The sequence below is a fragment of the Phosphitispora fastidiosa genome, from assembly GCF_019008365.1.
Lineage (GTDB): Bacteria > Bacillota > Thermincolia > Thermincolales > UBA2595 > Phosphitispora > Phosphitispora fastidiosa.
The window spans coordinates 122,944-138,667 of the sequence record NZ_JAHHUL010000003.1; the positions used below are offsets into that span (position 1 = coordinate 122,944).

The window sequence follows — 15,724 nt, forward strand, 5'->3', positions numbered from 1 at the left end:
TGGTGAATCCGTTTCATGTAAAGCGGAGCAAGGAACTGGATGATAATTAAAGAAAATGAAATATTGTAGAGGGAGGAAGCTAAAATGCTAAAGAAACAATTTCTATCTACAATCATGATCATTGTAATGTTATGTTCAATGATTACTATCTTCCCGATTGATGCATATGCATTAGAAGAAGATTGGGAATATGTGCTACATGATGGGGATACAACTGTAGCAATTACTGGATATACTGGAATAGAAACAGAAATTGTAATACCCTCAACGATAGAGGGAAAACCGGTTACCCGTATAGACAGCGATGCATTTTTAAACAATACCGAGATTACCGCTGTAACCGTACCAAATAGCGTTCTTAGAATAGAGTCCGGCACTTTCCAAAATAGCATGGTGAATACGATTGATTTAGGAGAGGGCCTTACATATATTGGGCAAAATGCTTTCAATGGCGCTAAATTGGTTAATATAACAATACCTAGCAGCGTAACAGAAATTGGCAATACCTCTTTCGCCAATAATAGAAACTTATGTTCTGTTACTATCAACGGAAATAATTTGTTGACACTTGGTGACGGTGCATTTAGCATCACCTCAATAAGTTCATTCAGGATTCCTACATCCTTATCCACTATTGCAGATTGGACATTTAATGATACTAATTTAAGCTCATTGACGATACCAGCCAACATTACAAGCATTGGATACAATGCTTTTGGGAACAATGTAAATTTGAATTCTGTCCTCTTTGAAGGTAATGCTCCAATTATGGCAGATTATGTTTTTTCCATACCTTCATCCGGCTTCACAGTATATTATTACAGTGGCGCAGGGGGATTTACTACGCCAACGTGGACAGCTGGGTCTGCAACCCTCAATACGGTTGAACTTGAGGTGCCAAGTACTTTTGATATATCTGAAGGTAATATCACCATTGCCGACGGAACCAATACCGGCACATATAAAGTCATTTACGGAGACCCGCAGATGGAACGAGATAATATCCCTCAGGATCAAAGTATTACTATATGGGGAACAACGGCAACTGCAAATAAAATTGCTGTTACTGCAACAGAAGGAAACGTAAAAATATGTTTAAACGGCTTGGAAATAACCGGAGGAATGAGTTTATCCTCCAGCGAAAATAGAAATGTAGAAATATTACTAGCTGATGACTCTGCCAATATTATTAGAAATTCCTTGTCCAATGCCTCTCCTGCTACTGGAGGAGGTCTTGTGATCACCTGTGAACACGCTGATGAACCTGGCCACATCTGTGATGAACACTGCGGTTCCCTAAATGTTTATGGTCCCAGCGGAAATGGCGCTGGAATCAGTGGTCACAACTTAACCATCAACGGCGGTAATATTTATGCCAAGGGAGGCAACAGTTCGCCAGGTATAGGAAAATACGGCGGAACTGCAACCAATCTCCGGTTTAATGGAGGGAACATAACTGCTTCCGGTAACGGTTCTTATGGTACAGCCGGTATCGGCGGCGGAGACATATCAAATGCTGATGGCATATACATTTATGGTGGCATAATAAATGCTTCCGGAGTTAAGCAAGGTGCCGGTATCGGCGGCGGAGACATTTTTTACGGCAGCGGTGGTCAGGCGCATAATATCATCATTCATTCTGGAACAGTTATGGCATCCAGCGGTTACGATACTGCATATGATATAGGTGGTGTAGGCGACTGTTCAAATATACAGATTAACGGCGGCTCTGTAAATGCCAGTTCTATAAAGATCCAGCCGGTCAATGCATCGGCAGAGGAAGTTTACCAAACCATCATCACTCTGGAAGGGATTAACACTGTAACTCGTGTCACCGATATTCAAATGACTGGTGCTGATTATTACAATATCAGTGAAATTTTTACGGATGCTTCAGGGAAAATCTATCTCTATCTTCCTCAGGATTCCACGGTCACTAGCATTACGGCAGCAGGCAATACTTATACCGGCAATATCGTTACCACTCTTGACGGGCTGGCAAATGCTGTTTTTGAATTAGTTGATATCGTCCCGCCAATCATAACAGCAGGAGACGTTAATCGGATCAGCGATACTGAAGCAACCGTAAGCTTTTCATCCAATGAATCCGGTGAGTATTATTATCAGGTAGTGGAAGATGATGCACCTGAACCCTCGATTGACACCAGTGCTAACGGAATCATTTGTGATACTTCCGAGCAGACAATTAGTCTGGATTCACTTGCTGCAGGTGCTAAAGATATTCATATTGCAGTTAAGGATGAAGCCGGAAATGTCAGTGAACAGGTCAAGATGGATATTGCTGAGTATATACCCCCGTCCCCCGGCACGCTGCAATTCGAAGCCAGCAGTCACGGCACCTACGAGGGCTATAACGGCTGGATGATCGGTGTGACGCGGACCGGCGGCTCGGACGGCGAGGTTTCCGTATCCTATGCCATGGCCGATGGAACCGCTATAGCGGGAACCCATTACCAAGCTTACAGCGGAACACTGACTTGGGCGGACGGAGATTCATCCAGAAAGGTAATCATGTTTACCTCTTATGATGACAGCGTCTTTAACGGATACCTGAACTTGACATGTGTTTTGTCCGACCCGACAGGAGGCGCCGTTCTTGGGATACAAAATCCACTAAATATTAAAATCAGTGATAATGATACGCCTCCGGTGCCCACCGGGCTGACTGCAACAGCCGGAGACAAAGAGGTTACACTGAGCTGGGACAGCGTTAAGGATGCCTATTACAAGGTATATTGTTCCGAGAGCTCGGGAAGCTTTACTGAGGAGGAGGACTATGTTGCCAGCGTCTATGACGGAACCAACTATACGGTGGAGAACCTGAAAAACGGTACGCTATACTACTTTGCAGTTAAAGCGGGACACAATATTTATTATAGCGATTATTCGGACGAGGATTTGGCGACTCCTAAAGCACCGACAGGCGGAGGAACGGTTATTACATACTACTCAATCACCGCAAGTGCTGGTAGGGGCGGCTCGCTCTTGCCATCTGGAAATATCAGTGTAAAGAAAAACCAGTCACAAACATTTACCATTACACCAGAGTCCGGTTATGTTATCACTGATGTCCTCGTGGACGGTGTAAGCATCGGAGCGGTTGCGGAGTATACATTCTCTGAGATTACAAAGGATCACACGATTGAAGCCTCCTTTGAGCACCCAAGTAAACGCTTTTCCGATGTGGATAGTAGTCAATGGTATCGTGAAGGCGTTGACTTCGTTCTCAGAGCCGGTTTATTTGATGGAACGTCTGAAACAACCTTCGAACCGAACACGAATATGACAAGGGCCATGCTGGTAACCGTGCTCTGGAGACTGGAAGATGAGCCTGATACAACAATCGCCGACCTGTTTGTAGATATCATCCCGGGAACCTGGTATACGGAGGCAGTTGCCTGGGCAGCTGAAAATAACATCGTAGAAGGCTACGATGCAGATTCATTCGGCCCCAACGATGCTATCAGACGGGAGCAGATGGCCGCTATTCTTTACAGGTACGCACGCTACAAAGGCTATGATCTGACTGCTGCGAATGACCTGACTGCATTTGCCGATGCCAGTGATGTTTCATCGTGGGCGCTGACAGCAATGAAATGGGCTGTTGCTGAAGAGTTGATCACCGGCATCAGCGAAACAAGCCTTGCTCTCTCAGGAAACGCCAGCCGTGCACAGGTCGCTACTATCCTCATGAGATTTATCGAGAATGTTGTAAAGTAGGCCCGTACCATGCAGCATTAAATCCGGAAGGACTGGGTAATCAGGTAAGTGATAATGTAAACTTTATCCCGTTTATAGGTATGAGCAGTAATGCCACCTTAAGTGACCTCACTTTGGCGGTGGTCATGCAACAGTCAGGGGTCACTTTAATGCGGCAGCCGGAGCGGTGTTGTCAGCGGCAGTGACAACATGCTCAGCCCGGCAGAAACCACCACCAGGGCCCAGATGGCCCAGGTGCTGTATAACCTGCTGGCAGAATAATATCTGCCAACATAAGTATTAAACAAGCGCAGTAATAAACAAAGCCCATAACATATCACCCCTCTGCAGAACCCGGCAGAGGGGTGATGTGTTTTAATAATGTTAATTTATGATCATTCTTCTATAGAAAACAATTCGCGAATATAATCACGGCGGCTGTGCAGAATTCGGTGGATGATAACAGTATTTTTGATTATCCGGTAAAAGACAAGATATGGGTGTATCACAATAAAGCGATACCCCCGGTTTACCAGGGTGAATTCATCTTCTGACAATACCGAACCCATATTGGGGAATTCCGCGAGATTGCCAATATCGTCATTGAGCTTGTCTAACAAAGATTCAGCCGCGGCTGCATTATCCTTCGATATATATGAGAAGATTTCATCCATATCATCAACTGCCGCCGGGGCATATTTGACCCTACTTCTTCGCGGCATCGATCTTCCTCCGCATTCTTGCCATCACTTCGTCATGGTCTGTTAATTGCTCGCCCTCAGCAATCTGCTTTTCTGCCGCCAACAACCTGGATTGCAGTTTAATCCGGGCTTCCATGCGGCGAAACGCTTCATGACTCATGACAACCAGGTCTGCTTCTCCGTTGCGCGTAAGTACAACCGGTTCGTCAAGCTCATGGCAGTATTTGGAGAAACCGTTATAGTCCTGCCGGATAGTTGTTGAAGGTTTAATATTCATTAATGTAAACCGCCTTTCATATATCTTTATTCTGATTATATTCTATCAAAATTATAATAGAAAAACAATCATCCGGAATCTAAATTAGTCATTTCTGTTTAGTGGTGGTTTAGTAAAGCTTTGTATAATTAAAACGGACAGTTAAGAAAAGAACGGATGGGAGGAAAGGGAATGAATAAAAAAATCTTTCCAAGGCGGCTGTTAATAGCTGCAATAATACTGCTGCTGCTGGCGGCAATGCCGGCAGGGGTGTTTGCCGTAGAGGACTCCGTATGTCAGATTGGTGAGACAACATACGGTACCTTTGATGCGGCTCTGGCAGCAGTCAATGACGGGGAGACCATTACACTGCTGGATAATATTGAACACTCCAGCCAAATAACTGTGACCGGCAAGGGGATTACTTTTGACCTGAACGGTTTCACCCTAAATGTTACCAATGCTGCCGGTACAGCCGTTGAGGTGGGCAGCGGCGGGGAGGTAGCCCTGACCGGTGAAGGGGATTTCAATGTCAGCGGGAACGGAAATTACGTTCACGGTATATATGCTCATGACGGAGGCAAAGCGACTGTTACAAACGCTACAGTATCAAGTTATCGGGGACACAGTGCATATGCAGCCGGTGGAGGAATCATAGAGGTTACCGGCAACGCTTCGGCAAGCGGCACTCACTGCCGCGCTGCACAGGCTGATGGTGCAGGTTCGGCTGTCACGGTCCGGGGCAGCGCCACATCTGTGAACAGCCAGGGTGTTTTTGCTACTGACGGTGGAAGTATCACAGTTACAGGCGATGTCACCGGACATTACAGCGGTGCATATGCCGATGGCGCTGCAATAACCATCGGCGGCAATGCTACCTCAGACGCAGAAGGCGCTTATGCGCTCGGCGGCGGGACCATAACTATCGGCGGTGATGCTGTATGCAATGGAGACAGCGGCTATGGTGCATATGCTGCGCAAACGGGCTCAACAGTTGTGGTCACTGGTAATGCTATATCCAAGGGCAATTATGGCAGAGGGGCATTTGCCGGAGCCGGTGCGGCTGTCACAATTCACGGTGATGCCATCTCCGAAGGTGATGAGGGTTATGGCGCTTATGCCAGCGGCACAGATGCAACAATCGATATTGAGGGCAATGTATCTTCTGAATATGGCTTGGGAGCAGGGGTAATGGACAGCGGCAGCATTACCATAGATGGCACGATTACCGCTGAAACATATATTAAGCTTCAGGATACTGTGAAGGTCGAAGCTGATGGAGAAATTTCCGGTGGATACCTGGTTTACACAGATGATACCAGCACAGTCCGGACCAGCCTTTTTGCAGGCAATGGAACTGAGGAGGATCCTTACCTGATTTCCACAGAAGGTGAACTCTTTAAATTTGCGCAGGCAGCGAATACCGGGGAGGCTTTTACCGGGCAGTATTTCAAACAAACCGCAGATATTACACTAACCGAAAACTGGGTTCCCATAGCCAGCTTTGACGGTAACTATGACGGACAAAACTATGCCATTGACAACTTGATTATAAATGCTCCCGGCTCGCATTATATAGGTTTTATTCACACTGCAGGGGCCAATGCCCTGCTGGAAAATATACAACTGAAGAATGTTGACATAACAGGGGCCGCTTATGTTGGAGCATTGGTGGCATATAATTACGGAACAATCAGTGGCTGCAGCGTTGATGGAGAAATAACAGGTACCTGGGCAACCGGGGGCTTGGTTGGTCAGAATTATTTCGATGCCGTTTTGGAAGATTGCGAGACCTCGGTAAATGTAACAGGGAGCGATTATGCCGGTGGGCTGGTTGGTTATTCCGCCAAAGCTGATATCAGTGAATGCAGTACATCAGGTAACATAACAGGTGTCTCTTATGTAGGAGGGCTTATTGGCTGCTTGCAGGGGGGCAGTCTTAACGGAAGCTTTTCCTTATGCACTGTTTCCGGTACGGGAAATTATACCGGCGGTTTGATAGGGCAGGTGGATGCCGCCAATGGTTTTGACACCTCAATAGAGAATTGTTATGCCATTTCTGATGTATCAGGTGAAGCTGACAAGGCTGTCGGGGGGTTGATAGGCGCTAATTACTGGGGTAGTTTAACCAACAGCTACTCTGTGGGAACAGTAAACGGGTCAGGCGACAGTGTAGGTGGTCTGACCGGTGCGATTTATGCGGGAACCCAAACAATAAGCAGCTATTATGATTCTGATGTCACGGGACTGTCTGATACGGGGAAAGGGATACCTAAAACCACCCTGGAAATGAAAGAGGCAGATACATATGAAGGCTGGGATTTCCCCGGTATATGGACAATTAACAGTACAGATAATGATGGCTATCCGGCCCTGGCATGGCAGGGGTTCGAACATCAAGCGCCGGAACCGGATGCGACTCTTGCGGGACTTGCGGCATCAGGAATCACGCTGACTCCGGAGTTCGACAGTGCTGCAACAGATTATTCTGCAAATGTCAGTAATAGTACAGCCGGTACAACCATTACCGCTGAAACCGGCGACCCTCTGGCAACAATTTCGATTGATGATACGGAGGGAACAAGCAAAGAAGTGACCCTGGCAGTTGGAGAGAATACAGTTACAATATTAGTAATCGCTGCAGACGGAATAACAACGAAAACCTATACGATTACTATCAACAGGGCTGCCGGCACCTCGTCAGGCAGCAGCAGCTATACCCCGCCTGCCATTGTAGTTACAACCGAAAAAACGGATGGCACAACAACAACCTCAACTGAAGTTTCAGTTACAAGCTCCTCAGGTGAGGCGGAGGCAAGCATTTCCACCGCGATGGTTGATGCCTTGCTTAATAAGGCTGCTGCAGAAAACGGGACATCCAAAGGAGATATCATCGGGGTTTCTGTGAAGACTCCAACTGATACCACAAACCTTGAAGTGACTATCCCACAGTCCGGGTTTGATAAAATTGCCAACGAATCAGATGCGGGCCTTGGAATTACTTCCTCCATTATCTCCATCACCTTTGACGGCAAGGCCATTGAGACCATTTCGGGTGCGGCAGCAGGAGGAAATATAACTGTCTCCGCCGGTATCATTGACGGAACAACCCTCTCGGAAAAAGACCGGGCCAAGGTCTCCGGAAGGCCTGTCTATGACCTGAGTGTCAAGAACGGAGATGTGCAGGTCTCCCACTTTGGCGGCGGTCATGCCACAGTCAGGATTCCATACACCTTGAAGCAGGGCGAAAACCCCAATGCAGTTGTCATCTATTATCTCAGTGATGACGGAAACCTGAAGGTTGTCAGAGGGCACTTTGATGCGTCTGCCGGGGCAGTGGTATTAAAGACACCTCATTTCTCCAACTTTGTTATCGGCCATAATCCGGTTTCCTTCTCAGATGTCAATGGTGATGCCTGGTACAAAGATGCGGTGGACTTTATTGCTGCGCGCGGGATTACCTCAGGCACCGGGGACGGCATCTACAGTCCGGATATGCGGCTTACCAGAGGCCAGTTTATGGTACTGCTGATGAACGCCTATCAGATTGAACCTGCCGGAGGTTCGGCTGACTCCGCTGAGAACGATGACAACACCGGCAACAACGAAGATACCGGTAACTTTGCAGATGCAGGTAATACCTACTATACCAACTATCTGGCTGCAGCTAAAAGCCTGGGGATTGCCAACGGTGTGGGTAACAACATGTTCGCCCCTAATAAAGAAATCACCAGGCAGGAAATGTTTGTCTTACTCTACAATGCGCTGCAGTTGATTGATGAACTCCCGGCAGCTACAAGCGACAAGCAGCTTGCCACCTTCAATGATGCTGACCTGGTGGCTGCATGGGCAACTGAAGCCATGTCTGCCCTTGTCAAGGGCGGTATCATCAGCGGCAGTGACAACATGCTCAGCCCGGCAGAAACCACTACCAGGGCCCAGATGGCCCAGGCGCTGTATAATCTGCTGGCTAAATAATCTGAACAAATTGCGAAAAGGGAAACACTCCATAAGCAGCAATTAATTTAAAACCTCCTGTTGCTAACCAGAGCCTCAGGAGGTTTTGTTCCCCCTTCTTCCAGAAAGTCATATGACTTTTTATTTAAAAGTAACTTTTATCTTTCGAAATAAAGAATAAAATTAAAGCATCAACAGTTATTGTTGATGCCCAATCAGTGGAGTTATTATGGATATTGCAACACACAGATTTTTCTCCCGTATCTTGTTAATCAGCCTGTTGGCCGGTGCGGTTCTACTATGGTTTAATGACCATTATCATGCCCTCACCCTAGTTCTCTATGCCCTTTTTACAGCACTCATCCTCTATCATCACCATCAGTACTACACAGCAGAGCAAAAAGATCCTAAAGGCAAATACTTTCTGGTTTTAGAACTATTTCTGGCTCTATGTATTCAATACCTGGACAATACCGGATTTGTTGAAGTTTACTTTTTTATTGTATTAGGTGATGTGCTGTTGGCTTATGATTCAAGGTTCAGCGCCCCTTTTGCGGCCATTTCCGTGATTTGCTATACAGGGATGCTGTTTTTAAAATCAGGTTCTGTGACTGCCATCGAATTGTGGCGTGAAATTGATGCCACCCTGATGTTAACCCTGATTTACATAGCTGTGATTGTTAACGCGCGTTACAATATCACGATAAGCCGGAAAAACCGGCAATTAGCCATTATGCTTGAAGAAACCGCCGACCTGAGGGCACGGCAAAAACTCCTGCATGAACTCCATGACAACCTTGGACACCTGCTGACCACGGCGGCAATAGGCACACAGGCAGCACGCATGCTGATTGACAAGGATCCGGGGGCGGCAAAGTCACGCCTTACTATGATTACCGGGCAAATTCAGACGGCCATGCAGTCACTCCGCAATGTTGTCCGAAGCCCTGCAACCTCATCGGAAGACAGTGAAAAGACCCTGCTTCAAAGCATGTTAATTCTTGTCACTGAAACCACCAAACTAACCGGCATCTGTATAAACCACAATCTTACCAAAATATCTGAAGATGATTTATCTGTACTCAACAGCGCCCAAAAGGCTTACCTGTATAATGCTCTGATGGAAGGGCTGACCAATGGTATCCGTCATGGCGATGCCAGCCAGTTTCAGTTTACACTGAGTCTGAGTGAGAATACTGTTCATTTCTGTTTACAGGATAATGGCAGAGGTTTTGAACAGTGTGTTCTCGGTTTCGGGCTTCATAAAATGCAGCAGGATGCAGAACGTTTCGGAGCAGACCTGAAGTTATCCTCATGCAATGGTTGTACCTTGAAAATCCGTGTTCCGGTAACCGAAAGAGGTCGGGCGGCAAATTAAACCTGACAAGAGGAGGTGTTTACCATAGGGAATATTAAAGTCCTGATAGCAGATGACCAGCCTTTAATCAGGGAGGGGATCAGTATTATACTTGGTTCTCAGTCTGACATTGAGATTGTTGCTGTTGCTGAAACAGGCCTGGAAGCAGTAAATCTGTGCGATATCTGCAATCCGGACCTGGTGCTCATGGATATTCAAATGCCGACCTTATCAGGAATTGATGCGCTCAAAGAAATAAAGAAGAAAAGACCTGAAACAGTTGTCCTTATGCTTACCACTTTTGACCCTGATGAATACATCTACAGCGCTTTTCAGAACGGTGCCGACGGCTACCTTCTCAAAGACATGTCCGGGGATCGTCTTATAGACATGGTGCGGGACGCTGCTGCCGGAGATGTTCTGATTCCTGCTTCCATCGCTGCCCGCTTAATCGCTCAAATTCCCCGCGAACGGCGCAGGAACAGGCTGACTGATTACGGACTTACCGCCCGTGAACAGGAGATTGCCGATTATCTGCAGCGTGGTTATCGTAACGATAAAATTGCTAAAATCATGGGCATCAGCCTGGGCACTGCAAAAAACTATATCAGTACCCTGTATTCAAAGCTTGAAGTAAAAAACCGGCAGGAGGCCATCTGTCTGATTAAGAGTTTTCAAAAAACGACCTGAAATAATTTGTGAGGGGGATAAAAATGTGCAAAAAAACCTTAACATGGTTTTTGACAGTCACCATGATATTGACCATGTTTGCCGCAGCGCCGCTGCCGGCATCTGCAGGAGTGGACGGCGACTGGCTCTACTCGCTGTATGATGATGGCACGACGGCAGCAATTACCGGTTATATTGGTACAGATACGGAGCTTACCATACCTTCTGAATTAGCCGGGAAACCTGTCATCAGAATAGCCAGCAATGCTTTTATTGATAATGTCAGTATTACTTCTGTTACTATTCCGGACAGTGTTTTACGGATAGAATCAGGCGCCTTCCAAAACAGCGCTCTGGCTGAGGTTGATCTGGGTCAGGGGGTCACTTACATTGGACAGCACGCTTTTTATGGCACTAATCTGACAATCCTGTCTGTCCCCAACAGCGTGGAGACAATTGATTTTGCCGCCTTTGCCGACTGTAGTGCCCTGGCCGATATTACTATCGTTGGCAATAATCTGGATACTCTTGGCCAGGGGGCTTTTTCCGGTACGGCAATCACAGAAATAAGTATCCCGACGTCCCTGTCCATCATCGATGATATAACCTTCCAATACTGCACCGCTCTGACAAGTGTAACTATTCCTGCCAATATCATGAATATTGGCTACAGCGCCTTTAATGGCTGTACCGCTTTAACTTCTGCTGTTTTTGAGGGTGACGCCCCCGTGATGGAAAATTTCGTGTTTTCCAGTGTTCATGAAGACTTCACGGTATATTTTTATACCGGAGCTGCCGGGTTTACTACTCCTATATGGTCTATCGGTCTAATGGACTATCCTTGTGTGGAGGCAGGTGCATCGGATACCACTGCTCCCGTCCTGACTGCAGGTGAAGCTAACCGTATATCTGACACGGAAGCTATTGTAGATTTTACGTCAAATGAGCCTGGATATTACTACTACTCAGTAGTGGAAGACGGCGCCGGAGAACCAATTATGGATACCGGTACGGTGGGGACCGATTGTGATACCACTGAACAGACAATCATGCTGAATACGCTCACTGCCGGAGCCAAAGATATCTATATCGTTGCCAAGGATGCCGCCGGAAATGTCAGTGAAAAGCTGAAGATGGATATTGAGGTCTATCAGGACCCGAGCCCACCTTCTTCCGGAAGCACCGGGACTGAAACTGATGCCACACTCACGGGACTCTCGGTTTCAGGTATCACCCTGACTCCGGAGTTCGACAGTAACACAACAAATTATTCGGCAGGTGTCGGCAACAGTACGGCCACCACAACCATAACCGCTGAAATCACCGATCCTCTGGCAGTTGTATTGATAAATGATACAGAAAGAACCAGCAAAGAAGTTACCCTGGCAGTTGGAGAGAACACAGTTACAATAGTAGTAACCGCCGCAGACGGAATAACAACGCAAACATATACAATTGTTATCAACAGGGCTGCCAGCTCCTCAACATCCAGCAGCCCGTCAGGAGGCAGCACCTACGCTCCACCTGCCATTATTGTGGCAGCAGAAGAGGCAGACAGTTTGACTATTGTTAAAACAGCAGTTTCTGCACAAAATTTATCAGGAACAGCTTCAGTCAACATTTCCTCTGCAATCATTGATGCCCTGCTGGACAAGGCAGCCGCCGAGGCAGGGACATCAAAAGGAGATATCATCGAGGTTGCTGTTAATACTCAGGGTGATATTGAAAAGCTCGAAGTAAGTGTTCCTCAAAGCGGTCTGTTGAGAATTGCGAATGAAACTGATGCTGGTTTTGTCATTTCTTCCCCATTTGTTTCTATCAGCCTTGACAACAGAGTCATTGATGCAATATCTGCCGTTGCAGGCGGGGACGATATAATTATCTCTGCCAGCATTATCGATAAAAATACTCTTTCTGAAGCAGACAACGTAAAAGTAGATGGAAGACCGGTCTATGACTTTACCATAATTAATGAAGATACCCTGGTTTCGGATTTTAGCAGCGGCTATGCATCTGTCACCATACCTTATACACTTCAAATAGGAGAAAATCCAAACTCCGTTGTAGTTTATTTTCTGTCTGATGATGGCAGCCTTCAAAGCGTAAGAGGTTATTTCGACAGTACGAAGGAAGCTGTTATATTTAAAACTAATCACTTTTCAAGATTTGCGATTGGATATAATGCGGTTTCCTTCAGTGATGTTCCCGCCGGTGTCTGGTACAAAGAAGCGGTGGAATTTATTGCTGCCCGCGGGATTACTTCAGGCACCGGAGATGGCAGCTACAGTCCGGATATGCGTCTTACCAGAGGCCAGTTTATTGTGCTTCTGATGAATGCGTATCAGATTGCCCCTGCGAACGGTGCAGATGACAACACCGGCAACACCAGCAGCTTTGCTGATGCAGGCAATACCTACTATACCAGCTATCTGGCTGCAGCCAAAAGCCTAGGTATCGCTAAAGGTGTAGGTAATAATATGTTTGCCCCTGACAAAGAAATCACCAGACAGGAAATGTTCGTCTTACTGTATAATGCGCTGCAGTTAATTGATGAACTCCCGGCAGCCGCAGTTGACAAAGAAATCGGTACCTTCGATGATGCTGGCCTGGTGGCTCCGTGGGCCAATGAAGCTATGTCTGCCCTGGTACAGAGCGACATAGTCAGCGGCAGTGACAACATGCTCAGCCCGGCAGAAACCACTACCCGGGCCCAAATGGCCCAGGTGCTGTATAACCTGCTGGCGATATAAATAAACAGTTTCCGAAATATGGTTGACAACCATCTGTTTGTGATAATATACTTGTCTTAAAAATAGTATTAAACAAGCAGATCACGTAACTGGCGGATAGTGGGGGCACCCACAGGGAGCGTGATTGGAGAAAGATTATCGACCGCCTGGGTAGACTAGAGCCCAGGCGGTATTTTATTCGGACCGTTGAAAAGCGTCGTCTAACTGCGTCAGAAATCGTCGTCCACAGGCGAGCCATGCGCATGAATTTAAAGTTGGTCAAAACGTAAGAGGAGGGGTTTGTTTTAATGAAGTCAATTGAACTTAAGTATGGAGTCAACCCAAATCAGAAGCCGGCCCAGATCCGTTCTGCCGGAGATGAGCTTCCCATTAAGGTGCTTAACGGTAATCCCGGGTATATCAATTTCATGGATGCCCTGAACTCCTGGCAGCTGGTAAAGGAACTGCGGACTGCCCTCAACATGCCTGCAGCCGCTTCCTTTAAGCATGTCAGCCCTGCCGGGGCCGCTCTGGGAGTGCCAATGTCTGATGAACAAAAAAAGGCCTGCCATGTCAGTGAAATTGATTTGTCACCTCTTGCGGCAGCATATGCCCGTGCCAGAGGAGCTGACAGGCTGTCTTCCTTTGGCGACTGGGCAGCGCTCAGTGATATTTGTGACAAGGCAACGGCGGAAATTCTCAGGAATGAGGTATCTGACGGTGTCATTGCCCCCGGATACACCCCTGAGGCCCTTGAACTGCTCAAGCAGAAGAGGGGCGGGAAATATAATGTTATCGAAGTTGACCCATCTTATGAACCCCCGGAAATCGAAACAAGGTTCATCTATGGTATTGAATTTCTCCAGAAGAGAAACAGCGTAATTCCGAGTTTTGCTGATCTTGACAATATTGTCACTGACAATAAAGAACTGCCTGAGACGGCAAAAAGGGATATGATCCTGGCCATGCTGACACTCAAGTATACCCAGTCCAATTCCGTGTGCTATGTGTATGATGGCCAGGTTATCGGATGCGGTGCGGGCCAGCAGTCAAGGATACACTGTACCCGGCTGGCAGGGGATAAGGCCGATATCTGGTATCTGAAGCAGCATCCCAAAGTACAGGGTTTTAAATTCAAATCAGGAGTGGGGATTGCCGATCAGGATAATGCCATGGACCTTTTTGTCAGAAATGATGTCACCGAATATGAATTTAGTATGTTAAAGGATATCCTGGAAACAGTTCCGGAGAGGTTTACTGATGAAGAAAGACGGGAATGGCTTAAAGGACTGAAGAATGTGACCCTGGGCTCTGATGCCTTCTTCCCCTTCAGGGATAATATTGACCGCGCTGCCCAGAGCGGGGTTAAATATATCGTTCAGGCAGGCGGTTCATTAAGGGATGATATAGTAATAAATGCCTGCAATGAATACGGTATGGTCATGGCTGCAACGGGCCTCAGGCTGTTCCATCACTGATATGTTCCGCCACTGACATTTGAAAATATTAATGAAGCCATTGCGCAGGTAATACCGGTGCAATGGCTTCTGTTTTTGCGCTGATGACAAGGAAAATGTGAATACAGCAGCGAAATCTTCATAAGGATTTTTCTCAGTTTTACAGAGGTAAATGGAGGCACAAATGAAAAAAATACTGTTGGTTGAAGATGATTTAAGCCTGATTGAAGGATTGGAATTTTCCCTGTCCAAGCATAACTTTGAGGTAACTGTGGCCAGAACGGTACAGGAGGCAAGAGGGCGTTTCCATGACGGTATCTATGACCTGGTTATCCTGGACCTGATGCTTCCTGATGGCAGCGGGTTTGACATCTGCAAAATGATTAGGCAAACTTCCGATATTCCGGTAATCTTCCTGACCGCCGCCGATGAAGAAGTAAACATTGTCATGGGCCTTGACATTGGCGGGGATGATTATATCACCAAGCCCTTCAAAATAAATGAACTGGTATCCAGAATCAATGCTGCCCTAAGGCGTTCCGCTGCCATAAAGGAACAGATCACCGAACTGAGCTCAAATGGGATTACAGTCAAACTCCTGGAAGGCAGGGTAATAAAAAACGGAACAGATATAGACCTTACTTCTGCTGAGTATCGATTGCTGTGCCTGTTTATGCAGAACCCGAGAATTATTCTGTCCAGGGAACAGATCATGCAAAAATTGTGGGATTCCCGGGAAAGCTTCATTGATGATAATACTCTCGCTGTTTACATCAGCAGGCTGCGCGACAAAATTGAAGATGACCCCAGACATCCATCCTTTCTGACCACAATCAGGGGCATGGGGTACAAATGGCATGTTATGTGAGGAGTTTGCT

The 15,724-nt window shown here is 46.7% G+C and carries 9 protein-coding genes, 1 pseudogene and 1 riboswitch; of the genes and pseudogenes, 8 read left to right on the top strand and 2 right to left on the bottom strand.

The annotated features are described in order from the left end of the window. Positions 1-84: 84 nt before the first annotated feature. Together Ga0451573_RS04615 and Ga0451573_RS20215 are read left to right on the top strand one after the other, a co-directional pair. Positions 85-3,741, top strand: coding sequence for a leucine-rich repeat protein (locus tag Ga0451573_RS04615; protein ID WP_231682716.1), 3,657 nt, complete (start codon positions 85-87; stop codon positions 3,739-3,741). A gap of 168 nt (positions 3,742-3,909) precedes the next feature. Next, a pseudogene (locus tag Ga0451573_RS20215) lies at positions 3,910-4,002 on the top strand (hypothetical protein); the annotation flags it as partial. Between the two features lie 113 nt (positions 4,003-4,115). On the opposite strand, the gene Ga0451573_RS04620 reads toward Ga0451573_RS20215, so the two are convergent. Together Ga0451573_RS04620 and Ga0451573_RS04625 are read right to left on the bottom strand one after the other, a co-directional pair. Next, the gene (locus Ga0451573_RS04620) at positions 4,116-4,442 is read right to left on the bottom strand and encodes a type II toxin-antitoxin system RelE/ParE family toxin (RefSeq protein WP_231682717.1); all 327 of its coding nucleotides are present in this window, start codon (positions 4,440-4,442) and stop codon (positions 4,116-4,118) included. Then, the gene (locus tag Ga0451573_RS04625; protein WP_231682718.1) at positions 4,426-4,698 is read right to left on the bottom strand and encodes a type II toxin-antitoxin system Phd/YefM family antitoxin; all 273 of its coding nucleotides are present in this window, start codon (positions 4,696-4,698) and stop codon (positions 4,426-4,428) included. Before Ga0451573_RS04625 ends, Ga0451573_RS04620 begins: the two co-directional genes overlap by 17 nt. 171 nt (positions 4,699-4,869) lie before the next feature. Between Ga0451573_RS04625 and Ga0451573_RS04630 the strand changes: the two genes are divergently transcribed. The 6 genes from Ga0451573_RS04630 (at position 4,870) to Ga0451573_RS04655 (ending at position 15,714) form a co-directional block, all read left to right on the top strand. Continuing rightward, a complete protein-coding gene (locus Ga0451573_RS04630; RefSeq protein ID WP_231682719.1) occupies positions 4,870-8,655 on the top strand; it encodes an S-layer homology domain-containing protein in 3,786 nt (1,261 codons plus the stop codon). Positions 8,656-8,863: 208 nt separating this feature from the next. After that, positions 8,864-10,012, top strand: coding sequence for a sensor histidine kinase (locus Ga0451573_RS04635; RefSeq protein WP_231682720.1), 1,149 nt, complete (start codon positions 8,864-8,866; stop codon positions 10,010-10,012). A gap of 15 nt (positions 10,013-10,027) precedes the next feature. Next, positions 10,028-10,681 (top strand): response regulator, encoded by a 654-nt coding sequence (locus Ga0451573_RS04640; protein WP_231682721.1) that lies wholly within the window; start codon positions 10,028-10,030, stop codon positions 10,679-10,681. A gap of 23 nt (positions 10,682-10,704) precedes the next feature. Beyond that, on the top strand, positions 10,705-13,410 hold the full coding sequence (locus Ga0451573_RS04645; protein WP_231682722.1) for a leucine-rich repeat protein: 2,706 nt from the start codon (positions 10,705-10,707) through the stop codon (positions 13,408-13,410). A gap of 75 nt (positions 13,411-13,485) precedes the next feature. After that, positions 13,486-13,569: riboswitch (ZMP/ZTP riboswitch) on the top strand. Positions 13,570-13,697: 128 nt separating this feature from the next. Then, a complete protein-coding gene (locus tag Ga0451573_RS04650; protein WP_231682723.1) occupies positions 13,698-14,867 on the top strand; it encodes a phosphoribosylaminoimidazolecarboxamide formyltransferase in 1,170 nt (389 codons plus the stop codon). Between the two features lie 163 nt (positions 14,868-15,030). Continuing rightward, the gene (locus Ga0451573_RS04655; protein WP_231682724.1) at positions 15,031-15,714 is read left to right on the top strand and encodes a response regulator transcription factor; all 684 of its coding nucleotides are present in this window, start codon (positions 15,031-15,033) and stop codon (positions 15,712-15,714) included. The last annotated feature ends 10 nt before the right edge of the window (positions 15,715-15,724 follow it).

Excerpts from the sequence above, each read along its gene's own strand:
- Ga0451573_RS04615 (WP_231682716.1), top strand. The coding sequence starts at position 85 with ATGCTAAAGAAACAATTTCTATCTACAATCATGATCATTGTAATGTTA.
- Ga0451573_RS04620 (WP_231682717.1), bottom strand. The coding sequence starts at position 4,442 with ATGCCGCGAAGAAGTAGGGTCAAATATGCCCCGGCGGCAGTTGATGAT.
- Ga0451573_RS04625 (WP_231682718.1), bottom strand. The coding sequence starts at position 4,698 with ATGAATATTAAACCTTCAACAACTATCCGGCAGGACTATAACGGTTTC.
- Ga0451573_RS04630 (WP_231682719.1), top strand. The coding sequence starts at position 4,870 with ATGAATAAAAAAATCTTTCCAAGGCGGCTGTTAATAGCTGCAATAATA.
- Ga0451573_RS04635 (WP_231682720.1), top strand. The coding sequence starts at position 8,864 with ATGGATATTGCAACACACAGATTTTTCTCCCGTATCTTGTTAATCAGC.
- Ga0451573_RS04645 (WP_231682722.1), top strand. The coding sequence starts at position 10,705 with ATGTGCAAAAAAACCTTAACATGGTTTTTGACAGTCACCATGATATTG.
- Ga0451573_RS04650 (WP_231682723.1), top strand. The coding sequence starts at position 13,698 with ATGAAGTCAATTGAACTTAAGTATGGAGTCAACCCAAATCAGAAGCCG.
- Ga0451573_RS04655 (WP_231682724.1), top strand. The coding sequence starts at position 15,031 with ATGAAAAAAATACTGTTGGTTGAAGATGATTTAAGCCTGATTGAAGGA.